We start from the raw sequence: 24,400 nt of genomic DNA, 5'->3' as shown, positions 1-24,400 counted from the left end.
TATGATTTACATTTCCGCCGTCGGCATGATCAACGCCCTGGGAAATAACCTTGACGATATCGCAGCCAACCTGACTCGCGGTGTCGCTCCCGGCATGCGCCCGCGCGCAGGCTGGTTGCAGGGGCATCCGCAGGCGGTCCTGGCTGGCGTGGATGGCGAGCTTCCGGTTATCCCGGAAAAATTCGCTGCGCACCGCTCGCGCAACAATCAGATCCTGCTGGCGGCGCTGGCGCAGATCCAGCCGCAGGTTGATGACGCTATTGCGAAATATGGCCGCGAGCGCATCGCGATTGTGCTTGGCACCAGCACCTCCGGCCTGCATGAAGGCGACACGCACGTTAACCTGCGCACCCACGGGCAGCCGAGCACCACGTGGCACTATGCACAACAAGAGCTCGGCGATCCGTCGCGTTTTCTCAGCCACTGGCTGGCGCTCGACGGCCCAGCTTATACCCTTTCAACCGCCTGCTCCTCCAGTGCCAGAGCGATGATCAGCGGGCGCAGGCTTATCGAGGCGGGGCTGGTCGATGCCGCCATTGTGGGTGGTGCAGACACCCTGAGCCGAATGCCGATTAACGGTTTTCACAGCCTCGAATCGCTCTCGCCAACCTTATGTCAGCCGTTTGGTCGTGACCGCGCGGGCATCACCATTGGCGAAGGTGCGGGGCTGATGCTGTTGACCCGCGAACCGCAGCCCATCGCCTTGCTGGGCGTCGGTGAATCGAGCGACGCTTATCATATTTCGGCCCCGCATCCACAGGGCGAAGGCGCAATTCGCGCCATTAACCAGGCGCTGGCTGATGCGCAGCTTACGCCGGATGAGGTGGGCTATATCAACCTGCACGGCACCGCCACACAACTCAACGACCAGATTGAATCGATGGTGGTAAACGCCCTGTTTGGCGAACGCGTACCGTGCAGCTCCACCAAACATTTGACCGGACACACGCTGGGCGCAGCGGGCATTACCGAAGCGGCAATCAGTATGTTGATCTTAGAGCGTGATTTACCGCTGCCCGCTCAGGACTTCAGCCTGTCGCCGCGCGATCCCACGCTGCCACCGTGCGGCATTATCGAACAACCACAGCCGCTGGCACGTCCGGTGATCCTGTCCAATTCCTTCGCCTTTGGCGGCAATAACGCCAGCATTCTGCTCGGGAGGGTTTCGTGAGCCACTATTTATCCCCCGGCGCTTATCTGCCCCACGACGCGCCCATGTTACTGCTGGAAGAAGTGGTGAGCGTCAGCGATGACAGCGCGGTGTGCCGTGTAACGGTCTCGCCCAGTGGCGTACTGGCACCGTTTCTCGACCCGGACGGCAATCTCCCTGGCTGGTTTGCCCTTGAATTGATGGCGCAAACCGTCGGCGTCTGGTCTGGCTGGCATCGCCACCAGCAGGGCAAAAACAGTATTGAGTTAGGGATGGTACTGGGCGCACGTGAATTGCTTTGCGCCGCTGGCATTCTGCCCGCAGGCCAGACGCTGACCATTACCGTCAAACTCCTGATGCAAGACGATCGCTTCGGCAGTTTTGAGTGCAGCATCAACAACGGCACGGCAACGGGCCGCATTAACACCTTCCAGCCGACCGCGGAAGAACTTACCACCCTGTTTCAACAAGGAGCGTCCTGATGAGTCGTTCAGTTCTGGTTACTGGTGCCAGCAAAGGCATTGGTCGCGCCATCGCCTGCCAACTGGCGGCAGACGGCTTTAATATTGGCGTTCACTATCACCGTGACGCCACAGGCGCTCAGGAAACGCTAAATGCCATTGTCGCCAACGGGGGTAACGGGCGTTTGCTCAGTTTCGACGTCGCAAACCGCGAACAGTGTCGGGAAGTGCTGGAGCACGAAATCGCGCAAAACGGTGCCTGGTACGGCGTGGTTAGTAACGCCGGGATCGCCCGCGATGCCGCTTTTCCGGCTTTAAGCGATGACGACTGGGATGCGGTGATCCACACCAATCTCGACAGTTTCTACAACGTTATTCAGCCGTGCATTATGCCGATGATCGGCACACGCCAGGGTGGACGCATCATCACGCTGTCCTCGGTTTCCGGCGTGATGGGCAATCGCGGACAGGTGAACTACAGCGCTGCCAAAGCCGGAATTATCGGCGCAACAAAAGCACTGGCTATCGAACTCGCGAAGCGCAAAATCACCGTCAACTGCATCGCGCCGGGGCTTATTGATACCGGGATGATCGAAATGGAAGAGAGCGCCCTGAAAGAGGCAATGTCGATGATCCCCATGAAACGCATGGGCCAGGCGGAAGAAGTTGCCGGGCTTGCCAGCTATTTAATGTCTGATATTGCGGGTTACGTCACCCGCCAGGTTATTTCCATCAACGGAGGGATGTTATGACACGTCGCGTAGTGATTACAGGAATGGGCGGCGTGACTGCCTTTGGTGAAAACTGGCAGGACGTTTCCGCGCGTCTGCTGGCGTATGAGAATGCAGTGCGCAAAATGCCGGAGTGGCAGGTCTACGATGGTCTGCACACCCTGCTTGGCGCGCCTGTTGATGATTTCACGCTACCGGAGCACTACACCCGCAAGCGTATCCGTGCGATGGGCCGCGTGTCGCAAATGTCGACCCGTGCCAGCGAGCTGGCGTTAGAGCAGGCAGGATTGATTGGCGATCCGATATTAACCAGCGGCGAAACGGGCATTGCGTACGGTTCATCGACCGGCAGTACCGGTCCGGTGAGCGAATTTGCCACCATGCTGACGGAAAAGCACACCAATAACATCACCGGCACCACCTATGTACAGATGATGCCGCACACCACCGCCGTTAATACCGGTCTGTTTTTCGGCCTGCGCGGGCGGGTGATCCCGACCTCCAGCGCCTGTACCTCCGGCAGCCAGGCGATCGGTTATGCGTGGGAAGCCATTCGCCACGGTTATCAAACGGTGATGGTTGCTGGTGGTGCCGAAGAGTTATGCCCTTCAGAAGCAGCGGTATTTGATACACTTTTCGCCACCAGCCAGCACAATGATGCGCCGAAAACCACACCTTCACCGTTCGATGAAAACCGCGACGGGCTGGTGATTGGTGAAGGCGCAGGTACGCTGATTCTTGAAGAACTGGAGCACGCCAAAGCGCGCGGCGCGACCATTTACGGTGAAATCGTCGGCTTTGCGACTAACTGCGACGCGGCACATATTACCCAGCCTCAGCGTGAGACCATGCAATATTGTATGGAAAAATCGTTAAAAATCGCCGGGTTAAGTGCAAGTGATATCGGCTATATTTCGGCGCATGGTACGGCGACCGATCGTGGTGATATGGCAGAAAGTCTGGCGACAGCAACCATTTACGGTGATAATGTGCCGCTCTCCTCGCTGAAAAGTTATTTTGGTCATACGCTTGGTGCCTGTGGCGCGCTCGAAGCCTGGATGAGTCTGCAAATGATGCGCGAAGGTTGGTTTGCGCCTACGCTAAACCTGAATAAACCAGACCCGAACTGTGGCGTGCTGGATTACATCATGCATGAAGCCCGCAAGGTTGATTGTGAGTTTTTGCAGAGTAACAACTTTGCCTTTGGCGGCATTAATACATCCATCATCATTAAACGTTGGCCCTGATATGTATCGGATAGTTCTGGGGAAAGTTTCGACCTTAAGCGCAGCTCCACTGCCACCGGCTTTACGCGATCAAGCACCGCAAGGTCCACGACGCGAACGCTGGCTGGCGGGGCGTGCATTACTTTCGCACACGCTTTCCCCGCTACCGGAGATCATCTATGGCGAACAAGGCAAACCGGCATTCGCGCCGGAAACGCCGCTATGGTTCAACTTAAGCCATAGCGGTGACGATATCGCCCTGCTGTTGAGCGATGAAGGCGAAGTCGGCTGCGATATCGAAGTGATTCGCCCGCGCGCCAACTGGCGCTGGCTGGCGAACGCCGTGTTCAGCCTCGGGGAACACGCTGAGATGGACGCCGTGCATCCCGATCAGCAACTGGAAATGTTCTGGCGCATCTGGACGCGCAAAGAAGCCATCGTTAAACAGCGTGGCGGCAGCGCCTGGCAAATCGTCAGCGTAGACAGCACCTATCACTCATCACTGTCAGTCAGCCATTGTCAGCTAGAAAATTTAAGCCTGGCGATCTGCACCCCTACCCCCTTTACGCTCTCCGCCGACAGTGTGCAATGGATCGATTCAGTTAACTGATCCGCCCACCCGACTGCCCATCTATTGATCCAGAACAGGTAATCAGTATGACGAATACTTAAAATCGTCATACTTATTTCCGCCATCTATTTTAATCCATTGGGGTTACCATGTTCTCTACACTCCGCCGCACTCTATTTGCGCTGCTGGCTTGTGCGTCTTTTATCGTCCATGCCGCTGCACCAGATGAAATCACCACCGCCTGGCCGGTGAATGTCGGGCCACTAAACCCGCACCTTTACACGCCTAACCAGATGTTCGCCCAGAGCATGGTTTATGAACCATTGGTGAAATATCAGGCAGACGGTTCGGTGATCCCGTGGCTGGCAAAAAGCTGGACCCATTCGGAAGATGGCAAAACCTGGACCTTCACCCTGCGTGATGACGTGAAATTCTCCAACGGCGAACCGTTTGATGCAGAGGCGGCGGCAGAAAACTTCCGCGCAGTGCTCGATAACCGTCAACGTCACGCCTGGCTGGAGCTGGCAAACCAGATTGTTGATGTCAAAGCACTCAGTAAAACAGAGCTGCAAATCACCCTGAAAAGCGCCTACTATCCTTTCCTGCAAGAACTGGCCCTGCCACGCCCTTTCCGTTTTATCGCCCCCTCGCAGTTTAAAAACCATGAAACCATGAACGGAATTAAAGCGCCGATTGGCACCGGGCCGTGGGTTTTGCAGGAATCGAAACTGAATCAGTACGATGTCTTCGTCCGTAACGAAAACTACTGGGGCGAAAAGCCGGCGATTAAGAAGATCACTTTTAACGTGATCCCGGACCCGACTACCCGCGCGGTGGCGTTTGAAACTGGCGATATTGACCTGCTGTACGGAAACGAAGGGTTATTACCGCTCGATACCTTCGCCCGCTTTAGCCAGAACCCGGCTTACCACACCCAACTGTCACAGCCGATCGAAACCGTGATGCTGGCGCTCAATACCGCCAAAGCCCCCACCAACGAGCTGGCAGTACGTGAAGCTCTTAATTACGCGGTAAACAAAAAATCGCTGATTGATAACGCGTTGTATGGCACCCAGCAGGTCGCCGACACCCTGTTTGCTCCTTCTGTGCCCTATGCCAACCTCGGCCTGAAACCGCGCCAGTACGATCCGCAGAAAGCGAAAGCGTTGCTGGAAAAAGCCGGTTGGACGTTGCCTGCGGGCAAAGACATCCGCGAGAAAAATGGTCAGCCGCTGCGCATTGAACTGTCGTTCATCGGCACCGATGCGTTAAGCAAATCGATGGCGGAAATCATTCAGGCTGATATGCGCCAGATTGGCGCAGATGTCTCACTGATTGGCGAAGAAGAGAGCAGTATCTATGCTCGTCAGCGCGACGGTCGTTTTGGCATGATTTTCCATCGCACCTGGGGCGCGCCATACGATCCACACGCCTTCCTGAGTTCAATGCGCGTACCGTCGCATGCTGATTTCCAGGCACAGCAAGGATTAGCCGACAAGCCGCTGATTGATAAAGAGATCGGCGAAGTGCTGGCAACCCATGACGAAACGCAACGTCAGGCGCTGTATCGCGACATTCTGACCCGTCTGCATGACGAGGCGGTTTATCTGCCTATCAGTTACATCTCAATGATGGTGGTATCAAAACCGGAGCTGGGTAACATCCCCTACGCGCCGATCGCCACCGAAATTCCGTTCGAACAGATTAAACCGGTGAAACCTTAATGTTGCGTTACGTATTACGCCGCTTTCTGCTGCTGATCCCGATGGTGCTCGCCGCCTCGGTGATCATTTTTCTGATGCTGCGCCTCGGCACCGGCGACCCGGCGCTCGATTATCTGCGTCTGTCTAACCTGCCGCCGACGCCGGAGATGCTGGCCTCTACACGCACCATGCTGGGGCTGGATCAGCCGCTGTATGTCCAGTACGGCACCTGGTTGTGGAAGGCGCTGCATCTTGACTTTGGTATCTCATTCGCCAGCCAACGCCCGGTGCTGGACGATATGCTGAACTTCCTGCCCGCCACGCTGGAACTTGCAGGTGCCGCGCTGGTATTAATTCTGCTCACTTCCGTACCGCTCGGTATCTGGGCGGCGCGCCATCGCGATCGTCTGCCGGATTTCGCCGTACGTTTCATCGCGTTTCTCGGCGTGTCGATGCCCAACTTCTGGCTGGCGTTTTTGCTGGTGATGGCGTTTTCGGTATATCTGCAATGGCTACCCGCGATGGGCTACGGCGGCTGGCAGCACATCATTTTGCCTGCGGTTTCCATTGCCTTTATGTCGCTGGCGATTAATGCACGGCTACTGCGCGCCAGCATGCTGGACGTCGCCGGTCAGCGTCACGTGACCTGGGCGCGGCTACGCGGCCTGAATGACAAACAGACCGAGCGTCGTCATATTCTGCGCAATGCCTCGCTGCCGATGATCACCGCCGTGGGGATGCACATTGGCGAACTGATTGGCGGGACGATGATTATCGAAAACATCTTTGCCTGGCCGGGCGTCGGGCGCTATGCGGTGTCGGCGATTTTTAACCGTGACTATCCGGTGATCCAGTGCTTTACGCTGATGATGGTGGTGGTTTTTGTGGTCTGTAATTTGATTGTTGATTTGCTCAACGCCGCGCTGGACCCGCGCATTCGTCGTCATGAAGGAGCCCACGCGTGAACTTTTTCCTCTCTTCCCGCTGGTCGGTACGCCTGGCGCTGATCATTATCGCCCTGCTGGCACTGATTGCGCTCACCAGCCAGTGGTGGCTGCCGTATGACCCACAGGCGATTGATCTGCCGTCGCGCCTGCTTTCACCGGATGCGCAGCACTGGCTGGGTACCGATCATTTAGGGCGCGATATTTTCTCGCGGCTGATGGCGGCGACCCGCGTGTCGCTCGGCTCGGTAATGGCCTGCCTGCTGCTGGTGCTGACATTAGGGCTAGTTATTGGCGGCAGCGCCGGGCTGATTGGCGGGCGCGTTGATCAGGCCACCATGCGCGTCGCGGATATGTTTATGACCTTCCCGACTTCGATTCTGTCGTTCTTTATGGTCGGCGTACTCGGCACCGGGTTGACCAACGTGATTATCGCCATCGCCCTGTCGCACTGGGCGTGGTATGCGCGCATGGTGCGCAGCCTGGTGATTTCGCTACGCCAGCGCGAGTTTGTGCTGGCGTCACGGCTTTCCGGCGCGGGCCATGTGCGGGTGTTTGTCGATCATCTGGCAGGCGCGGTGATCCCCTCGCTGCTGGTGCTGGCGACGCTGGATATTGGTCATATGATGCTCCACGTCGCGGGGATGTCCTTCCTCGGCCTCGGCGTGACCGCGCCTACCGCCGAATGGGGCGTGATGATTAACGACGCGCGCCAGTATATCTGGACCCAGCCGCTGCAAATGTTCTGGCCGGGGCTGGCGCTGTTTATCAGCGTGATGGCCTTTAACCTGGTGGGTGACGCACTGCGCGATCATCTGGACCCTCATCTGGTGACGGAGCACGCACACTAATGCCGCAACAGATTGAACTACGTAATATCGCGCTACAGGCCGCGCAACCGCTGGTGCACGGCGTATCGTTAACTCTGCAACGCGGGCGCGTGCTGGCGTTAGTCGGCAGTAGCGGCAGCGGGAAATCATTAACCTGCGCCGCCGCACTGGGCATTCTGCCCGCAGGCGTTCGCCAGACGGCGGGGGAAATTTTAGCCGATGGCAAACCGGTTTCTCCCTGCGCCCTGCGCGGCATCAAAATTGCCACCATCATGCAGAACCCGCGCAGCGCCTTTAATCCGCTTCACACCATGCACACCCACGCGCGGGAAACCTGCCTGGCGTTAGGGAAACCCGCCGATGACGCCACGCTTACCGCTGCTTTAGAAGCGGTGGGGTTGGAAAACGCCGCGCGCGTGTTGAAGCTGTACCCGTTCGAGATGAGCGGCGGCATGTTGCAGCGCATGATGATTGCGATGGCGGTGTTGTGTGAATCGCCGTTTATCATCGCCGATGAACCGACCACCGATCTCGACGTGGTAGCACAGGCGCGCATCCTCGATCTGCTGGAAAGCATTATGCAAAAACAAGCGCCGGGAATGCTGCTGGTGACCCATGATATGGGCGTTGTGGCGCGTCTGGCGGATGACGTGGCGGTGATGTCACACGGTAAAATTGTCGAACAGGGCGATGTAGAAACGCTGTTTAATGCCCCCAAACATGCGGTAACGCGCAGCCTGGTTTCCGCTCATCTCGCCCTCTACGGTATGGAGCTGGCATCATGACTTTACTTAACGTCTCCGACCTTTCCCATCACTATGCGCACGGTGGATTTAGCGGCAAACATCAACACCAGGCGGTGCTGAATAACGTTTCTTTGACTCTGAAAAGCGGCGAAACCGTCGCTCTGCTGGGGCGCAGCGGCTGCGGAAAAAGCACTCTCGCGCGGCTGCTGGTAGGCTTAGAGTCTCCCTCACAAGGGAATATTAGCTGGCGCGGCGAACCGTTGGCAAAGCTCAATCGCGCCCAGCGTAAAGCGTTCCGCCGCGATATTCAGATGGTATTTCAGGACTCCATCAGCGCCGTGAATCCGCGCAAAACCGTGCGCGAGATCCTGCGCGAGCCGATGCGCCACCTGCTATCGCTAAAAAAATCGGAACAACTGGCACGCGCCAGCGAAATGCTGAAGGCGGTCGATCTCGATGACAGCGTTCTAGACAAACGCCCACCGCAGTTAAGCGGCGGTCAGCTCCAGCGCGTCTGCCTGGCTCGCGCGCTGGCGGTCGAACCGAAACTACTGATTCTGGATGAAGCCGTTTCTAACCTTGATCTCGTGTTACAGGCGGGCGTCATTCGCCTGCTGAAAAAGCTACAACAACAGTTTGGCACTGCCTGCCTGTTCATCACTCATGACTTACGCCTGGTGGAACGCTTTTGCCAGCGAGTGATGGTGATGGACAACGGGCAAATCGTCGAAACCCAGGTGGTGGGAGATAAATTAACCTTTTCCTCTGACGCCGGACGTGTGCTACAAAACGCGGTATTACCCGCATACCCCGTGCGCCGTCGCGCCACAGAAAAGGTTTAAGTCTATGCAACGAGTTACCATCACGCTTGATGACGATTTACTGGAGACGCTGGACAGCCTGAGCCAGCGTCGTGGCTATAACAACCGTTCCGAAGCTATCCGCGATATTCTGCGTAGCGCCCTGGCGCAGGAAGCTACCCAGCAGCACGGCACGCAAGGTTTCGCGGTGCTGTCGTATGTGTATGAACACGAAAAACGCGACTTAGCCAGCCGTATTGTCTCCACCCAGCACCATCACCACGATCTCTCAGTCGCCACGCTGCATGTGCACATTAATCACGACGACTGTCTGGAAATCGCCGTGTTGAAAGGTGACATGGGCGACGTGCAGCATTTTGCCGATGACGTCATCGCCCAGCGCGGCGTGCGGCACGGGCATTTGCAGTGCCTGCCGAAGGAAGATTAACACCTCCCAACGCGCCGTTATTTCCTGACGGCGCAGTAGACTTCTGCCAAATATCGACTCACGTCACATTTTTTTGATCACGATTTAGTCCCCTAAAATGTGAGACGCTTCGATCCTCTTTTTCGCCTGTTCACCTACTATACGCTTGAAGTTGTCCATGATTGTCCATAGACAACTGTAAATGTTCAGGTGCGCGCCATGAAATCATTGAGTAAGTCGTCACAAATACCGCTCTATCAACAAGTGGTGGAGTGGATAAGAGAAAATATTTATACCGGGGATCTGGTGGAAGACGATCGCATTCCTTCGGAATACCAGATTATGGATATGCTGGAAGTGAGTCGGGGAACCGTTAAAAAAGCTGTCGCCCAACTGGTAAAACAAGGCGTGTTGATTCAGGTCCAGGGGAAGGGAACATTTGTCAAAAAAGAGAACGTGGCATATCCGTTAGGTGAAGGATTATTGTCATTCGCGGAATCGCTGGAAAGCCAGAAAATACACTTTACCACTGAAGTTATTACGTCACGGATTGAACCGGCTAATCGTTATGTGGCAGAGAAATTAAGAATAACGCCCGGTCAGGATATTCTTTACCTTGAGCGTTTACGTTCAATTGGTGATGAAAAAGCGATGCTGATAGAGAACCGTATCAATATTGAGCTATGCCCCGGCATCGTGGAAATCGATTTTAATCAACACAATTTATTTCCAACAATAGAAAGTTTGTCGAAAAGAAAAATTCGTTACTCGGAAAGTCGCTATGCCGCGCGATTAATTGGTAATGAACGCGGTCATTTTTTAGATATCTGTGAAGATGCACCCGTTTTGCATCTGGAGCAATTAGTCTTTTTCTCCCGAGAGTTACCCGTTGAGTTTGGCAACGTCTGGTTAAAAGGAAATAAATATTATCTGGGCACCGTGCTGCAACGGCGGGAATTGAGTTAAATACACTTTTTTATGAGGAATAAAATGCAAGGCATACAGTTTCAGGAAAATTATATTCAACGACTTCCGGCAGGGTTAAGCGTTGAACAGATCATCCGTCAGTTAGCGCAACCGTTGGTTGCTGCTGAGCTGGTGGTCCCTGATTTTGCCGATCACGTACTGAAACGTGAGGCGACGTACCCAACGGGGCTGCCTACCGAACCACCGTGCGTCGCCATTCCGCACACGGACCATAAATATGTCAGGCACAATGCAATTGCCGTCGGCATCCTTCCGGAACCGGTAGAGTTTGCCGATATGGGCGGCGATCCTGACCCCGTACATGTCAGGGTGATTTTTTTGCTCGCCTTAAGTGAAAGTAATAAACAATTAAATGCCCTGGGCTGGATTATGGAGATGATTCAGGATACGCCCTTTATGCGCGCCCTGCTTACGATGGAAACAACAGAAATACACACAGTAATCTTAAACAAAATGAAAGAACGAGGTGAAATATGAGTCAAACCATTTTATTTGTCTGCGCCACGGGTATTGCCACATCCACGGCGGTAACAGAAAAAGTCATGGAATATTGTAAAGAGCACGGTCTTAACGTCAATTATTCCCAAACCAACGTTGCCTCTTTACCTGGAAATACTGACGGCGTAGCACTGGTAGTCTCAACGACTAAAGTGCCTTATGAACTCGACGTCCCGGTGGTTAACGGCTTGCCGATTATTACCGGTATTGGCGAAGAGAAAGTACTGGCGCAAATTGTTTCGATCCTTAAAAAGTAATTAATAATAATTAATTTCAACCCACTCCATCAGGCGCTAACGCGAGGTGCGCTCTCGCCTGAAAAAGAGGTTTATTATGAACGATATCGCGCATACCCTCTATAATATTGTGCAATATATATTGGGATTTGGTCCCACGGTAATGTTGCCGTTGGTGTTATTTATTCTTGCTCTCTTTTTTAAAGTAAAACCCGCTAAAGCCTTACGTTCGTCATTAACGGTCGGCATTGGTTTTGTCGGTATTTATGCCATTTTCGATATTCTTACCAGCAATGTCGGGCCAGCGGCCCAGGCGATGGTTGAACGCACCGGAATTAATTTACCGGTGGTGGATTTAGGCTGGCCGCCGCTTTCCGCTATTACATGGGGTTCGCCAATTGCCCCGTTTGTTATTCCCCTGACTATTCTGATTAACGTGGCGATGCTGGCGTTAAATAAAACCCGCACCGTTGACGTAGATATGTGGAACTACTGGCATTTTGCCCTTGCCGGTACGCTGGTTTATTACAGCACCGGCAGCCTGTTCTTTGGTTTGCTGGCAGCGGCGATTGCTGCGGTGGTAGTACTTAAACTCGCCGACTGGTCTGCGCCACTGGTACAAAAATACTTTGGCCTGGAAGGGATCTCTTTGCCGACGCTCTCTTCGGTGGTGTTCTTTCCGGTCGGTCTGTTGGTCGACAAAATCATCGACCATATCCCCGGCCTCAATCGTATTCATATCGATCCGGAAACCGTACAGAAAAAGTTTGGCATATTCGGCGAACCGATGATGGTTGGTACTATTCTGGGCATTCTGCTCGGCGTAATTGCCGGATACGATTTCAAAAAAGTCTTGCTGCTTGGCATCAGCATTGGCGGTGTGATGTTCATCCTGCCACGCATGGTTCGCATTCTGATGGAAGGTTTATTACCGCTGTCTGAAGCCATTAAAAAGTATCTCAATGCCAAATACCCTGACCGTGACGATCTCTATATCGGCCTGGATATCGCCGTTGCCGTAGGTAACCCAGCGATTATCTCCACCGCCCTGCTGCTGACGCCAATCTCGGTCTTTATCGCGTTTGTCCTTCCGGGTAATGAAGTCCTGCCGCTTGGCGACCTTGCCAACCTGGCGGTAATGGCGTCGATGATTGCTTTAGCCAGCCGTGGCAACATTTTCCGCACCGTTCTGGCGGCGATTCCGGTGATTATTGCCGATCTGTGGATTGCGACTAAAATCGCGCCGTTTATTACCGGAATGGCGAAAGACGTTAATTTCAAATTTGCCGAAGGCTCCAGCGGCCAGGTCTCCAGTTTCCTTGATGGCGGTAACCCGTTCCGCTTCTGGCTGCTGGAAATCTTCAACGGCAATCTCATCGCCATTGGTCTGGTGCCGGTTATCGCCCTGGTACTGTATGGTATTTTCCGAATGACGCGGAGCACGGTTTATGCCTGATAACAGCGCAGCTATCGTTATCGATATTGGCACCACCAATTGCAAAGTCACCTGCTTTTCCTGCCTGGACGCAACGACGTTGGGCGCGCATAAATTCGTGACGGCAAAACAGATCTCCCCACAGGGCAATGTCGATTTCGATATCGACGCCCTCTGGCAGGAGGTCCGCCAGGCGATAGCGCAACTGAACGCCGCTTCGTCGCTGCCAGTCAGGCGGATAAGCATTGCCAGTTTTGGCGAGTCAGGCGTGTTCCTTGACGAGCATGGCGAGATCCTGACGCCAATGCTGGCATGGTATGACCGTCGCGGTGAAGAGTATCTGGCTATACTTAGCGAGGCAGACAGTGCGGCACTTTATGACATTTGCGGGTTACCGCTGCACAGCAATTACTCTGCCTTCAAAATGCGTTGGTTGCTGGAACATTACCCACTGCGTAATCGCCGCGGCCTGCGTTGGCTACATGCGCCGGAAGTACTGCTCTGGCGGCTGACCGGCGAACAGCGCACGGATATCACCTTAGCCAGCCGCACGCTGTGTCTTGACGTGCGCAAAGGCGAATGGTCAGCGAAAGCGGCGGCGTTGTTACACGTTCCCTGTTCAGCATTTGCGCCATTGGTGCAGCCAGGCGAACACGCCGGATGGGTCAGCGAGTCGCTCTGCAAAACGCTTGGGTTCTCGCAACCGGTCAGCGTGACGCTGGCCGGACATGACCATATGGTGGGTGCGCGAGCGTTGCAGATGATGCCGGGCGATATCCTTAACTCGACGGGGACCACAGAAGGCATTCTGCAACTGGATACACAACCGACGCTGGATGAACAGGCCAAACGTGACAAGCTGGCAAACGGCTGTTATTCGCTTGCAAACCAGTTCACCCTGTTTGCGTCGCTGCCCGTGGGCGGTTTCGCTCTGGAGTGGCTGCGTAACACGTTCCGGCTAACCGATGAGGAGATCGCCGCATCACTTACTCGCGGACATGCGGATTACCTGGCGGGGAACTGGTCGCTCGATGACATTCCCCTCTTTATTCCACATCTTCGCGGTTCGGGTTCGCCCTATAAAAATCGCCATACTCGTGGATTATTTTATGGGCTTGGCGATACGTTAAATATCGACATGTTAATTGCCAGCGTCTCACTGGGATTAACCATGGAATTTGCCAACTGCTTCGCCTGTTTTAATGTGCCTGGCACCAGCGCGTTAAAAGTGATAGGTCCGGCAACCCAAAATCCCCTTTGGCTGCAATTAAAAGCGGATATTTTACAGCGTCCGGTTGAAGCAATTGCATTTAACGAGGCGGTTTCTGTCGGAGCATTATTAACTGCCGCACCGGATATTCCACCGCCGCAAGTTACCATAGCCCAACGTTTGTTACCGAATCGGGCGAGATACCATCAATTACAGCGTTACCAGCACAAATGGAAAAGCTGGTATCAGTTGAAATTACAGCAAGAAGGCGTGATGCCATTACACCATCGGGAGGAGCACTATGTTGAGTAAAACCGTGGAGGTCAGAAACAGTACTGGCCTGCATGCACGTCCGGCGGCGTGTCTGGTGAAAGCCGCCAAAAAGTTTAGCTGTAAAGTGACGCTGCATTATGAGGGTAATGATATTAATGCCACCAGCATGATGAATATTATGCGCGCCGGAATAAAAGGCGGCAAAACGGTGGAAATACGCTGCGAAGGCGATGATGAAAATGAGGCAATACAAACTCTCACCGCCTTATTTCGTGATCGCTTCGGTGAAGCTGAATAATTAACTGATATTAAAAGATGAGGTTTTCAAATGCCATTAGTTAATGGACGGATACTGCTCGACCGCATTCAGGAAAAACGGGTATTAGCGGGCGCGTTTAATACCACCAATCTGGAGACGACGATTTCAATTTTAAACGCCATTGAGCGTTCAGGATTACCCAACTTCATTCAGATTGCGCCCACCAATGCACAACTCTCGGGATACGATTACATTTATGAAATCGTGAAACGTCACGCCGATAAAATGGATGTTCCGGTCAGTCTTCATCTGGATCACGGGAAAACTCAGGAGGATGTTAAACAGGCGGTGCGCGCGGGCTTTACCTCGGTCATGATTGACGGTGCCGCATTATCTTTTGAAGAGAATATCGCTTTCACCCAGGAAGCTGTCGATTTCTGTAAATCCTATGGCGTACCGGTTGAAGCGGAGCTGGGGGCGATTCTCGGCAAAGAAGATGATCACGTCAGCGAAGCCGATTGCAAAACGGAACCGGAAAAGGTGAAGACCTTTGTCGAGCGCACCGGTTGCGACATGCTGGCAGTTTCTATTGGCAACGTTCATGGCCTGGACGATATACCGCGTATCGATATCCCCCTGCTGAAGCGCATTGCCGAAGTCTGCCCGGTGCCGCTGGTTATTCACGGCGGCTCCGGTATCGCCCCGGAAATATTACGCAGCTTTGTTAATTATCGCGTCGCTAAAGTAAATATCGCCAGCGATCTGCGCAAAGCGTTTATCACCGCCGTCGGCAAAGCGTATGTGAATAATCACAACGAGGCGAATCTGGCACGAGTGATGGCATCAGCAAAAAACGCCGTCGAGGAAGATGTGTATAGAAAAATCCTGATGATGAATGAGGGGCATCGGTTGGTTAAGTAAATCTTCGCCGGATGCGGCGTAAAACAACTACAATTCAATAAATTGTACCGATGCGTAGACCCTATAAGCTTACGCATCGGGCAACTGTATTTACGCCATTGTCCCAATTGTCTTCCTGAATCTCAGCAGTGCGATGGTGAAAAACGCGCCGCCAATTGCCATCAGTGTCAGGAACTGCGGCCAGACGATTTCGAATCCTGCACCACGGTAGAGAATGGCCTGCGCGAGGCTAACAAAGTGTGTCGTCGGCATGGTCAGCATAATGTCCTGCACCATCTGCGGCATACTTTCGCGCGGCGTGGATCCACCGGAAAGCATTTGTAGCGGCAGCAGCACCAGAATCACCAGCAGCCCCAGTTGCGGCATCGAACGCGCTATCGTCCCCATGAAAATGCCGATTGACGTGGTGGCAAACAGACTCAGCGCCACGCCCAGCATAAACAGCGGGATCGAGCCTTCAATCGGTACGCCCAGCACGCCTTTCACCATCAGTACCAGCGATAATCCCGACACCACCAGCACCACCAGCCCCATCGACCAGACCTTCGCCATCATGATCTCAAACGGCGTTATCGGCATCACCAGTAAGTGTTCCACCGTGCCGTGTTCACGCTCGCGGATCAGTGCCGATCCGGTCAACACAATCGCCAGCATGGTAATGTTGTTGATGATCGCCATCACCCCGCCAAACCACGCGGGATCGAGGTTCGGGTTGAAGCGCATCCGGGTTTCCAGCGATACCAACGGTTCGCTATTATCACGGTAGCGCGCGACAAAGCTGTTCACTTCACCGTTGATAATATTCTGGATATAACCGTTGCCAGTGAATGCCTGGCTCATGCGCGTGGCATCGACGTTCACCTGAATATCTGGCTGGCGTCCGGCGAGGACATCACGCTGAAAATTAGGCGGAATATTTATCGCGAAGGTATAGCGTCCGGCGTCCAGTCCGGCATCCATCTCATCGGCGGTGATCATCTCCGGTGGCAAAAACCACGGACGATAGAAGCTGTTAACGATCCGATTCGATAACTGCGATTGATCCATATCGGCAATGGCGATCGGCGCGAGGTTCAATGATCCTGGCGTGACGGTCGCTGACGAATATACCGACACCGTAAACGAGAAGACAATCAATGTCAGCATCGCTTTATCACCGAGCAGACTGCGCAACTCTTTGATACCCAGATTAAAAATATTGCGTAAATGGCGCATCATCCCTCCTGTTTTTTCAGCAGCAGGATGCTTAAGCCCATCACCAGCGGTATGGCTATCAGCAGCGGGATAAAAAGTTGCCACAAATCAGTCAGATCCAGCGCTTTCGAGAACGTCCCGCGGGCGATAGTCAGAAAATGACTGGTCGGGTAAACCTCGCCGATCCAGCGTCCTGGACCTTCCAGCGAAGCTACCGGATCAATCATCCCGGAAAACTGTGTCGCCGGGATCAACGTGATAATCGCCGTACCGAAAATAGCGGCAATCTGGCTTTTCATAAAGGTGGAGATCAGCAGCCCCATTCCGGTGGCGATGATGATATACAGCAGCGCCGCCAGGGTGAGCGTCAGGAAACTGCCTTTATGCGGTACGCCAAACACAAACACCGACAGGCCGCAGAGCAGGAAAAAGTTCAGCATCCCCAGCGCGATGTACGGTAGCTGTTTGCCAAGCAAAAATTCGCTACGGGTGGTGGGAGTCACGTAAAGGTTGATAATCGACCCCAACTCTTTTTCCCGCACCACGCTAAGGGCGCTTAGCATTGACGGGATCATCATCAGCAGAAGCGGGATCACCGCCGGAACAATCGCTGGCAGGCTTTTTACGTCCGGGTTATAGCGATAGCGCGTCTCAATGTTCATCAGCCCGCTTTGGCTGGAGGGTGTGGATTGTCGGCTCGCCACATCCTGTAGCCAGCTCTGGTGCATAGCCTGCACGTAACCTTTTACCGTTTCGGCACGACTGGGCATCGCACCGTCGATCCAGACACCGAGTTCCACAGGCGTACCACGCGCGATATCGCGCCCGAAATTGGGTGGAATCTCAATCGCCACCGTGATATCGCCCGCACGCATCCGGCGATCCAGCTCGTCATAACTGGTGAGCGGTGGTTGTTCGATAAAGTAACGGGAACCGGAGAGATTGAGCGTCCACGCCTGGCTACTGACGGTCTGGTCGCGGTCAAGCACCGCAAAGCGCAGGTTTTCCACATCCATACTGATGCCGTAACCCATTATCAGCATCAGGATCACCGTTCCCATCAGCGCCAGCGTCGAACGGACCGGATCGCGGCGCAATTCCAGTGCTTCGCGGCGGCTGTAGCTAAACAGACGGCGCAGGCTAAATCCCTGACGCGGCGCGTGGGTGGTGTCATGTACCACAGGCGGCGCTTCGGCTTCGTTGCTCTGCCCTGCCGCTTCCTGCAAATAGGCGATAAATGCCTCTTCCAGACTGGCGGCTCCGCGTTTTTCAACCAGCTCCTGCGGTGTACCGCTGGCAAGCACTTTTCCGGCGTGCATCAGGGAGATGCGGTCGCAACGTTCCGCTTCGTTCATAAAGTGGGTGGAGATGAAGATAGTCACTTTGTCCTGACGCGAGAGATCGACCATCAACTGCCAGAACATATCCCTCGCCACCGGATCGACACCAGAAGTAGGCTCATCGAGGATTAACATCTCCGGGCGATGAATCACCGCCACCGCCAGCGAAAGCCGCTGACGAATGCCGAGCGGTAATGACTCCGGCAGAACATCTTCAACGTCGTTGAGCTTAAAACGCTCGCTCATTTCAGCCACTCTTGCGGGAATTTCCGCTTCCGGGATGTGAAACAAACGGGCATGTAACTCCAGGTTTTGCCGCACGGTGAGCTCGTTATAGAGCGAAAACGCCTGCGACATATAGCCCACCCGACGGCGAGTATCGATATCTTTTGGATCAACCGGTTGCCCGAACAACCACGCCTCACCTTCGCTGGCGGGCAACAGTCCGGTAAGCATTTTCATGGTGGTGGATTTACCGCAGCCGTTCGAACCAAGAAAACCAAAAATCTCCCCGCGTGGAATGCGGAAATTGACGTGATCAACGGCAACGAAGGAACCAAAACGCATGGTCAGATCGCGCGCTTCGATGGCAATCTCTGCGTTTTCAGGTTGATATGGTGGGATCACTACCGCCTGATGCGCCTGGCGTTGCGCTTGCGGTAACAGATTTATAAATGCTTCTTCCAGCGTGGCGCTTTGCGTTTGCTGCCGCAGCTCTTCGGCGCTGCCGGTTGCCAGCACTTCTCCGGCATTCATCGCTACCAGCCAGTCGAAGCGTTCGGCCTCTTCCATGTAGGCGGTGGCGACCAGCACGCTCATATTGCTCTGCCGCTGGCGAATACTGTCGATCAGATCCCAGAACTGGGCGCGGGAGAGCGGGTCAACCCCCGTTGTTGGCTCATCAAGAATCAACAGTTCCGGGTCGTGGATTAACGCACAGCACAGCCCAAGTTTTTGCTTCATCCCGCCGGAGAGTTTCCCTGCCGGACGATCACGAAACGGTGCTAAGCCGGTGCTGGTCAGCAGCTCATTGATTCGCACTTCCCGCTCCGCTTTGTCGTGACCGAACAGGCGAGCGAAAAAATCGACGTTTTCATACACCGACAAGGTGTGGTAGAGGTTTTTGCCCAGCCCCTGCGGCATCCAGGCGATGCGCGGGCAAACGTCGCGACGATGCTTCGGGTCGCGCATATCGCCGCCCAGCACGATCACATTGCCCTGCTCAATGACACGAGCACCGGAAATCAATGACAATAAACTCGACTTCCCGACGCCATCCGGACCAATCAGCCCAACCATGCAGCGGGCCGGAATATCGAGAGTGATATTGTTCAGCGCAACGGTTTTTCCATAATGCTGGCTCACGCCCGCCAGTTGCGCGACAGGCGGGACGGGACCCAGTTCCAGATGCGTCATTGCGGCAACCTCACCACCAGGTCGTCAGGCCACGGAAGTTCTTCATTCACCCGCACCCACGCTACGCCCGGCAAACCGGTTTTGACATATTCCAGATGCTGCTGGAGTAATTCCGGTGGGATACGCGCTTTGACGCGGAACATCAGTTTCAGCCGTTCATCGCTGGTTTCGACGGTTTTTGGCGTGAACTGGGCGACGCTGGCGACAAAACTGATGGTTGCAGGAATACGCAGATCTGGCGCGGCATCGAGGATCAGCCGTGCTTCACCGCCCAGTTTCAGCGTGCCCGCCTGTTCGGTTGGCAGGAAAAAGGTCATATAGACGTCGCTGAGATCGACCATATTCAGTACCCGACCGCCTGCCGCCAGCACTTCCCCTGGCTCGGCAACCCGATACTGCACGCGTCCGTCACGCGGGGCTTTCAGTTCGCTGTCATCGATATCTGCGGCAATACGCCGTTCAGTGGCTTGCGCGGCTTCGACGCGAGTTTGCGCCTGAATGATATTGGTGCGTGCCGCTTCTATAGCGGCTTTAGAAGCCGAAACCTGGGCTTTTGCTGATTCCAGCGCAGCTCGGGCGCTCTCAGCGGCGGCGCGATCGTCATCCAGCTGTTGCGCAGAAATAGCCCCTCGTTGGGCGAGCGAGCGGGAACGCGTATGACGTTTAGCCACGGAGTCCAGTTCGGCCTGGCGTTGATTGACCAGCGACTGTGCGGCACGAGTTTCGCTTTGTCGTTGCTCCAGCAAAGCCTGCGCGGCGGCAACGGCGCTTTGTGCTTCTTTGATTTGCGCGATGGCTTCCAGTCGCTGTTCCTGCAACACGCGAGTATCCATCTTCGCCAGCACTTCACCTTCGCGAACAAACTGGCCTTCTTTCACCAGAATGGTGTCGATACGCCCGGCAATTTTGCTGGCGATATCCACTTCCGTCGCTTCAATGCGCCCATTGCTGACGGCAAAGCCTTCCGGCACACCTGCCGGGCGCAACAGCCACCACGCCACGATAGCAGCCACCGCCAGTAACCCGACAACCCACCACGCCAGATGGCGCTTACTCTTATCCATAATCGACCCGCCATAATCCCTGTAAGCAAACGACGCGTGTTACAACTGCCGCCGAACGACGTTCAGCGGATTCTTCCATCCGGGATAAGAAGGAAACGGCAAATACGACCAGCGCGCAGAGCATTGAGCGCCAACGTGGAAGGCTTAGTGAAAACGGGTAGTAATGTTGTCATCATCAGCATTCCTGGCCGTAAATGAAACACGCATACTCATAAGTGTGATCTATAAAACTGGCTGACAAAACGGTATCCATCCTGTTGGATAGCGTTTCACGCCTGTTCAGTTGCAGGAACAGAGCATTCCTTATTACGTTTTATCAACAGTCTCAACCAGATAGTAACATTAATATTCATGTTGTCTATGGTTCAGAGCTGTAACATTGTGCGCCTTCTAATCAAAGGCATAAGTCCATTTTTGTTTTTTTCATGCTGGTAAGACTTCCAGGGAGTGGTTATCTCAGGCCCTGCACCAGGGTTAATTTGGCAATTATGCATGCTGAACATTCTTCCAGCATGTTTACTGTCACGGGCGTTAAGACCTAAAACTGTCCCCGTTTCACCTATGCGTTCTCTCCCACCATTTCCGTTATGTGCAACAACTTGATTTATACCTAACATTTGTGAGCATGCTAATAGTGCTTCAAGTTTAGGCCTGTAATCTGTCGAAACAGAAAAATAACGATTAAAGGATCGACAAGAGATAGCCCGGCTAGTTTTAAACTTTTTACCATTAATTATAGTATGATGCTTTTTATTAATAATTGCCGCTAATTCGACCGGATCGAGAGCATTGGTCATTTCATCAATAGAGACTGTTATCGGTCCTATAATGTAACGTTTTCGCTGATCATCAAAAGTTATCCCATGATGATTTGCCATTATTTTGTATTTGGGGTCATAGAAACATACAGGATAATCTTTTATCCCAGCGTAGGTATCCTCATCAAGTGGTTTCATACGCGTGAAGTTCTGCATATAGTTACCATTGCAATTCGTTTCATGATTACCAGCTAATACATGAACATTTTTATTAATACTCATTATGCGTTTTAACAAATCGATGATAAATTGATCGCCACAGATATTACTAAATCGATCGCCGGTTTGGTCACCCAGAAACGTACATGGCGTCACTGCGCCCTGATTAATAACTAAATAAGGCTGAAGACTTTCTAAAACTATATCTCTTCTGTTCAGAATACTGATTATTGTATTAACATTAGTGTCAAGTTGCTCATTAAAGTTCTCCCTTAGCAATACGTTGAGAACTTCATCTTCTATATTAAGCAACTGGCTAAGGAAATTTTCTCCTTCAGCCATAATTCCCAAATGTCCCGTTGCGAAAAGCGCGTACAAAACTGCACCGACTGAGCCATCGGTATCACCAAAATAGGTTGGTCTGGTACTTGTGGGATCAACGGGTGAACAATTGGAGAAATAGATTCTGTCAGCGAACTGGAGTTTTATCATTGTTTCGAATTTAATATCAGATACATTATATTGCGATATTTTCCAGTCCCAGATGGGTTTGTACGACTCAGTAACTGCAACATCATTAGCATTATCATTTACTGTCATATTATTAAGTAAATAAACAATGCTGCACCAATTTATATCGGTATCATCAAGAGGGCAACCGTAATTTTTACTATTAATTGTCACAATAAACTGATAACTATTATTCCTACGTAGAATATGGGCACGCATGCCCGATAGCATACTATATTTTTCTGAATGATTCGTATCTATGGTAAATGAAATTTTGTCATCTTGAAAAGATTGTTGGAAACGTTCTATTTGCCAATCATCAATTTTTTCCACAACTTCACCGAGCATTGTCCTGGCAATACTTGATATATCATCACCTATACCATTTGCAATATACCCAAACAGTTCTTTAGTGAAGTTAGTAACATGCTCTTGCACCATATCATTTGTTGCGATAGTCGTTATACTGTCGTTAGTACCTGCCACAGTTCCAAGTTTCATCTTTTACCTCATATAATTCACCGCAAGGAATACATAGTTATCATTTAATCTTATGACATACACCTCATGTTCGACGGGAAAATAATTATATTTTGCACAAATCATTCAGCCTTAAAGCATAATATGAAATTTCTTATCTCATAGTAGAGAAAGTCCCTAAAGATTGTAGAGGCGTCATCAGTACATGCCTCTACAATCGATTAAGAAAAACTATGAAATACTGGCAGGATTAAAAAGATATACCACCGTATTCATAGAGTTTTAATGAGATTGAAAACAACTAAGCCCTGGGACACCTTTTTTATCACCACGTTCGTTAGGTGCTATCTTCCAGGAATTTAGCCCCATGGTATAATTATCAATTTTTTGATGCTGATCTACCCCTAATCCATAATGGCCATATTTCTGTTTACTTTTTTTGAGCGTCTGTCCACATTTGAAGATATCTTCAGGTTTTGGTCTGAAAGCAGTAGTGTTATTAAAATAATTGTCATATACAGGTGTGGATGCTATAGCATTGCTTCTAATTAGATGGATAAGACGATCATCCATGTGTTGTTTATGTTTTTTATTAAATATATTTGCTAATTCCTCAGGATCAATTGGGTCTTTCATCTGATTAAATGGAACCTGCAAAGCACCTAGACAATAACATTCATTTTCTTCATTTCTTATTATTCCGTGATGACTGGTTAAAACTTTCGTTTCTGAGTCATAATTACAAACATCGAGCGTTTTAATTAAGTCATATGTATCACCGGAAGAGAGTTTATGATTTGCTAGTCGTGCACTATAGTTACCATTAAAATTGATTTCATGATTTCCAGCCAGAACGACAACATTTTTATTTATACGACTATCTTTGTTACCCTCCATATTTCGCATAGAATTTAGCAAAGTAAGGATATATTTATCACCAAAAATAGTACTAAATCTATCGCCTGTATGATCCCCAAGGAAGATACAAGGGGTAATCGCATCGCCTTTTAAAAAAACATGTTGATGCAACTCATTCAAGATCATGTCTCTCGTATCTAATAAAGTGAAGAGTTTTTTCAATTTTTTATTTTCATATGCGAATGACGCCATGTCTTCGTGTTTTAATAATTGACATAATAAACTCCACCCCTCTCCCCTGATGCCTATATGCCCTGAAACGAGCAATGCATAAAGTACAGCGCCCACTCTTCCATCTGTATCGCCAAAATAAGCCGTGTTGGGATTTTTTGGGTTAATCACACCACACTGTTTATAAAAGTCTATTTTTGAAAAAACAGATTCAACATAGCTATCAAACTTTTCCTTAGTAAACGTCTCTTTAGAGACAGCCCAACGCCAGTCAGCTTTAAAATTACCGCTAAGAAGAGTAAAAAAATTTTCAGGTATGATAGAAAACCCATCAACTTTATAAATTATGTCTGATTTATCCCCGGAGAAATTAATAAAATAATAACCGTCCTTACGCTCAATCGTAACGGTAATGGGAGACGATAATTTTATCACATGGTTATTGTCTGGTATAATTGTAAAGATAAACGTGTCAGTAGTATTATCGGCGAAACTATTATATTCTTTAATATCTATAGATGGCTCACTATTGTAAAACCACAGTTTTTCTATCTGAGGACTATGTTCAGTTACGTTCCAGCAGCCATGTTGCAGGAAATAGATGATATGCAGGCCAAAATCGTTATCTATTTGCGAATGTTTATCCAGCTTATCAATTTCAACTATCTTTGAACGATGTTTTTTATCAACATTGCCATGGTGTTGATGACTGTTAACTTTATCTGAATGCTTATCTTGATGGTTTGAAGAGAAGTGCTTAAATATATTGTGAAATACTTTCATAAATAACCCGTGATATTTTTGACTTGTTAGTAACAAAATAAATGACACATGTCTGAAAGACATTTTTACGATGATACAAAGCAATAATACTTATATGTTCGATGATTTTAAGCACCGATACCATCCGGTCTTTTACCAA

At 51.6% G+C, this 24,400-nt stretch carries 24 protein-coding genes; 18 read left to right on the top strand and 6 right to left on the bottom strand.

All coding sequences use genetic code 11. The annotated features are described in order from the left end of the window. Position 1: 1 nt before the first annotated feature. The 18 genes from ACJHYR_RS09295 (at position 2) to ACJHYR_RS09210 (ending at position 15,408) form a co-directional block, all read left to right on the top strand. Positions 2-1,171 (top strand): beta-ketoacyl-[acyl-carrier-protein] synthase family protein, encoded by a 1,170-nt coding sequence (locus ACJHYR_RS09295; RefSeq protein WP_001306340.1) that lies wholly within the window; start codon positions 2-4, stop codon positions 1,169-1,171. Beyond that, positions 1,168-1,632, top strand: coding sequence for a 3-hydroxy-fatty acyl-ACP dehydratase (locus tag ACJHYR_RS09290; protein WP_000020249.1), 465 nt, complete (start codon positions 1,168-1,170; stop codon positions 1,630-1,632). Before ACJHYR_RS09295 ends, ACJHYR_RS09290 begins: the two co-directional genes overlap by 4 nt. Beyond that, entirely contained in the window at positions 1,632-2,363 is a 732-nt protein-coding gene (locus ACJHYR_RS09285; protein ID WP_000091666.1) for a 3-ketoacyl-ACP reductase FabG2, read from the top strand. The genes ACJHYR_RS09290 and ACJHYR_RS09285 overlap by 1 nt, the downstream gene beginning before the upstream one ends. After that, on the top strand, positions 2,360-3,589 hold the full coding sequence (locus tag ACJHYR_RS09280; RefSeq protein ID WP_410233110.1) for a beta-ketoacyl-ACP synthase: 1,230 nt from the start codon (positions 2,360-2,362) through the stop codon (positions 3,587-3,589). The genes ACJHYR_RS09285 and ACJHYR_RS09280 overlap by 4 nt, the downstream gene beginning before the upstream one ends. Position 3,590: 1 nt before the next feature. Beyond that, positions 3,591-4,178 carry a 4'-phosphopantetheinyl transferase AcpT gene (acpT, locus tag ACJHYR_RS09275; RefSeq protein WP_000285765.1) on the top strand — a complete coding sequence of 196 codons (588 nt, stop codon included), beginning with the start codon at positions 3,591-3,593 and terminating at the stop codon, positions 4,176-4,178. A gap of 110 nt (positions 4,179-4,288) precedes the next feature. Beyond that, positions 4,289-5,863 (top strand): nickel ABC transporter substrate-binding protein, encoded by a 1,575-nt coding sequence (nikA, locus tag ACJHYR_RS09270; RefSeq protein ID WP_000493130.1) that lies wholly within the window; start codon positions 4,289-4,291, stop codon positions 5,861-5,863. After that, positions 5,863-6,807 (top strand): nickel ABC transporter permease subunit NikB, encoded by a 945-nt coding sequence (gene nikB / locus ACJHYR_RS09265; RefSeq protein ID WP_000947068.1) that lies wholly within the window; start codon positions 5,863-5,865, stop codon positions 6,805-6,807. Before nikA ends, nikB begins: the two co-directional genes overlap by 1 nt. After that, the gene (nikC, locus tag ACJHYR_RS09260; protein WP_001008963.1) at positions 6,804-7,637 is read left to right on the top strand and encodes a nickel ABC transporter permease subunit NikC; all 834 of its coding nucleotides are present in this window, start codon (positions 6,804-6,806) and stop codon (positions 7,635-7,637) included. The genes nikB and nikC overlap by 4 nt, the downstream gene beginning before the upstream one ends. Next, on the top strand, positions 7,637-8,401 hold the full coding sequence (gene nikD / locus ACJHYR_RS09255; protein ID WP_001136250.1) for a nickel import ATP-binding protein NikD: 765 nt from the start codon (positions 7,637-7,639) through the stop codon (positions 8,399-8,401). The genes nikC and nikD overlap by 1 nt, the downstream gene beginning before the upstream one ends. Beyond that, positions 8,398-9,204, top strand: a complete 807-nt coding sequence (gene nikE / locus ACJHYR_RS09250; RefSeq protein WP_000173693.1) for a nickel import ATP-binding protein NikE — start codon at positions 8,398-8,400, stop codon at positions 9,202-9,204. The genes nikD and nikE overlap by 4 nt, the downstream gene beginning before the upstream one ends. A 4-nt stretch (positions 9,205-9,208) precedes the next feature. Continuing rightward, positions 9,209-9,610 (top strand): nickel-responsive transcriptional regulator NikR, encoded by a 402-nt coding sequence (nikR, locus tag ACJHYR_RS09245; RefSeq protein ID WP_001190062.1) that lies wholly within the window; start codon positions 9,209-9,211, stop codon positions 9,608-9,610. A gap of 198 nt (positions 9,611-9,808) precedes the next feature. After that, positions 9,809-10,555, top strand: a complete 747-nt coding sequence (locus ACJHYR_RS09240; RefSeq protein WP_021564691.1) for a GntR family transcriptional regulator — start codon at positions 9,809-9,811, stop codon at positions 10,553-10,555. A gap of 24 nt (positions 10,556-10,579) precedes the next feature. Continuing rightward, positions 10,580-11,053 carry a PTS sugar transporter subunit IIA gene (locus tag ACJHYR_RS09235; RefSeq protein WP_001377099.1) on the top strand — a complete coding sequence of 158 codons (474 nt, stop codon included), beginning with the start codon at positions 10,580-10,582 and terminating at the stop codon, positions 11,051-11,053. Beyond that, positions 11,050-11,331, top strand: a complete 282-nt coding sequence (locus ACJHYR_RS09230) for a PTS sugar transporter subunit IIB (RefSeq protein ID WP_000084021.1) — start codon at positions 11,050-11,052, stop codon at positions 11,329-11,331. Before ACJHYR_RS09235 ends, ACJHYR_RS09230 begins: the two co-directional genes overlap by 4 nt. 76 nt (positions 11,332-11,407) lie before the next feature. After that, the gene (locus tag ACJHYR_RS09225; RefSeq protein WP_001306345.1) at positions 11,408-12,766 is read left to right on the top strand and encodes a PTS galactitol transporter subunit IIC; all 1,359 of its coding nucleotides are present in this window, start codon (positions 11,408-11,410) and stop codon (positions 12,764-12,766) included. Continuing rightward, entirely contained in the window at positions 12,759-14,267 is a 1,509-nt protein-coding gene (locus ACJHYR_RS09220) for an FGGY-family carbohydrate kinase (protein ID WP_059327886.1), read from the top strand. Before ACJHYR_RS09225 ends, ACJHYR_RS09220 begins: the two co-directional genes overlap by 8 nt. Then, positions 14,257-14,526 carry an HPr family phosphocarrier protein gene (locus ACJHYR_RS09215; protein ID WP_000949583.1) on the top strand — a complete coding sequence of 90 codons (270 nt, stop codon included), beginning with the start codon at positions 14,257-14,259 and terminating at the stop codon, positions 14,524-14,526. The genes ACJHYR_RS09220 and ACJHYR_RS09215 overlap by 11 nt, the downstream gene beginning before the upstream one ends. A 30-nt stretch (positions 14,527-14,556) precedes the next feature. Beyond that, positions 14,557-15,408, top strand: a complete 852-nt coding sequence (locus ACJHYR_RS09210; protein WP_059327887.1) for a class II aldolase — start codon at positions 14,557-14,559, stop codon at positions 15,406-15,408. Positions 15,409-15,498: 90 nt separating this feature from the next. Here ACJHYR_RS09210 and ACJHYR_RS09205 read toward each other — a convergent pair whose 3' ends face one another. The 6 genes from ACJHYR_RS09205 to ACJHYR_RS09180 form a co-directional block, all read right to left on the bottom strand. After that, entirely contained in the window at positions 15,499-16,623 is a 1,125-nt protein-coding gene (locus tag ACJHYR_RS09205) for an ABC transporter permease (RefSeq protein WP_001314210.1), read from the bottom strand. Beyond that, positions 16,623-19,358, bottom strand: a complete 2,736-nt coding sequence (gene rbbA, locus ACJHYR_RS09200; protein ID WP_059327888.1) for a ribosome-associated ATPase/putative transporter RbbA — start codon at positions 19,356-19,358, stop codon at positions 16,623-16,625. Before rbbA ends, ACJHYR_RS09205 begins: the two co-directional genes overlap by 1 nt. Then, positions 19,355-20,422, bottom strand: a complete 1,068-nt coding sequence (locus ACJHYR_RS09195; RefSeq protein WP_000361491.1) for an HlyD family secretion protein — start codon at positions 20,420-20,422, stop codon at positions 19,355-19,357. The genes rbbA and ACJHYR_RS09195 overlap by 4 nt, the downstream gene beginning before the upstream one ends. Positions 20,423-20,484: 62 nt before the next feature. Further along, complete coding sequence (gene yhiY / locus ACJHYR_RS09190; RefSeq protein WP_001315057.1) at positions 20,485-20,598, bottom strand: protein YhiY; 114 nt, start codon at positions 20,596-20,598, stop codon at positions 20,485-20,487. A 189-nt stretch (positions 20,599-20,787) separates the two neighbouring features. Beyond that, positions 20,788-22,410: a DUF4049 domain-containing protein gene (locus ACJHYR_RS09185; RefSeq protein ID WP_014639332.1), complete on the bottom strand. Its 1,623-nt coding sequence runs from the start codon at positions 22,408-22,410 to the stop codon at positions 20,788-20,790. A gap of 261 nt (positions 22,411-22,671) precedes the next feature. Further along, on the bottom strand, positions 22,672-24,261 hold the full coding sequence (locus tag ACJHYR_RS09180) for a DUF4049 domain-containing protein (protein ID WP_000862327.1): 1,590 nt from the start codon (positions 24,259-24,261) through the stop codon (positions 22,672-22,674). Between the last annotated feature and the right edge of the window lie 139 nt (positions 24,262-24,400).

Source organism: Escherichia sp. WS1450 (assembly GCF_046487395.1).
Taxonomy (GTDB): Bacteria; Pseudomonadota; Gammaproteobacteria; order Enterobacterales; family Enterobacteriaceae; genus Escherichia; species Escherichia coli.
The sequence above is the reverse complement of the archived record's forward strand: the minus strand, read 5'-3'. Positions and strand labels throughout refer to the sequence as shown.

What these genes read in the sequence shown, in the direction of transcription:
- ACJHYR_RS09295 (WP_001306340.1), top strand. Translation starts at nt 2, where the DNA reads ATGATTTACATTTCCGCCGTCGGCATGATCAACGCCCTGGGAAATAAC.
- ACJHYR_RS09285 (WP_000091666.1), top strand. Translation starts at nt 1,632, where the DNA reads ATGAGTCGTTCAGTTCTGGTTACTGGTGCCAGCAAAGGCATTGGTCGC.
- ACJHYR_RS09280 (WP_410233110.1), top strand. Translation starts at nt 2,360, where the DNA reads ATGACACGTCGCGTAGTGATTACAGGAATGGGCGGCGTGACTGCCTTT.
- acpT (WP_000285765.1), top strand. Translation starts at nt 3,591, where the DNA reads ATGTATCGGATAGTTCTGGGGAAAGTTTCGACCTTAAGCGCAGCTCCA.
- nikA (WP_000493130.1), top strand. Translation starts at nt 4,289, where the DNA reads ATGTTCTCTACACTCCGCCGCACTCTATTTGCGCTGCTGGCTTGTGCG.
- nikB (WP_000947068.1), top strand. Translation starts at nt 5,863, where the DNA reads ATGTTGCGTTACGTATTACGCCGCTTTCTGCTGCTGATCCCGATGGTG.
- nikD (WP_001136250.1), top strand. Translation starts at nt 7,637, where the DNA reads ATGCCGCAACAGATTGAACTACGTAATATCGCGCTACAGGCCGCGCAA.
- nikE (WP_000173693.1), top strand. Translation starts at nt 8,398, where the DNA reads ATGACTTTACTTAACGTCTCCGACCTTTCCCATCACTATGCGCACGGT.
- nikR (WP_001190062.1), top strand. Translation starts at nt 9,209, where the DNA reads ATGCAACGAGTTACCATCACGCTTGATGACGATTTACTGGAGACGCTG.
- ACJHYR_RS09240 (WP_021564691.1), top strand. Translation starts at nt 9,809, where the DNA reads ATGAAATCATTGAGTAAGTCGTCACAAATACCGCTCTATCAACAAGTG.
- ACJHYR_RS09235 (WP_001377099.1), top strand. Translation starts at nt 10,580, where the DNA reads ATGCAAGGCATACAGTTTCAGGAAAATTATATTCAACGACTTCCGGCA.
- ACJHYR_RS09230 (WP_000084021.1), top strand. Translation starts at nt 11,050, where the DNA reads ATGAGTCAAACCATTTTATTTGTCTGCGCCACGGGTATTGCCACATCC.
- ACJHYR_RS09225 (WP_001306345.1), top strand. Translation starts at nt 11,408, where the DNA reads ATGAACGATATCGCGCATACCCTCTATAATATTGTGCAATATATATTG.
- ACJHYR_RS09220 (WP_059327886.1), top strand. Translation starts at nt 12,759, where the DNA reads ATGCCTGATAACAGCGCAGCTATCGTTATCGATATTGGCACCACCAAT.
- ACJHYR_RS09215 (WP_000949583.1), top strand. Translation starts at nt 14,257, where the DNA reads ATGTTGAGTAAAACCGTGGAGGTCAGAAACAGTACTGGCCTGCATGCA.
- ACJHYR_RS09210 (WP_059327887.1), top strand. Translation starts at nt 14,557, where the DNA reads ATGCCATTAGTTAATGGACGGATACTGCTCGACCGCATTCAGGAAAAA.
- ACJHYR_RS09205 (WP_001314210.1), bottom strand. Translation starts at nt 16,623, where the DNA reads ATGCGCCATTTACGCAATATTTTTAATCTGGGTATCAAAGAGTTGCGC.
- rbbA (WP_059327888.1), bottom strand. Translation starts at nt 19,358, where the DNA reads ATGACGCATCTGGAACTGGGTCCCGTCCCGCCTGTCGCGCAACTGGCG.
- ACJHYR_RS09195 (WP_000361491.1), bottom strand. Translation starts at nt 20,422, where the DNA reads ATGGATAAGAGTAAGCGCCATCTGGCGTGGTGGGTTGTCGGGTTACTG.
- yhiY (WP_001315057.1), bottom strand. Translation starts at nt 20,598, where the DNA reads ATGATGACAACATTACTACCCGTTTTCACTAAGCCTTCCACGTTGGCG.
- ACJHYR_RS09185 (WP_014639332.1), bottom strand. Translation starts at nt 22,410, where the DNA reads ATGAAACTTGGAACTGTGGCAGGTACTAACGACAGTATAACGACTATC.
- ACJHYR_RS09180 (WP_000862327.1), bottom strand. Translation starts at nt 24,261, where the DNA reads ATGAAAGTATTTCACAATATATTTAAGCACTTCTCTTCAAACCATCAA.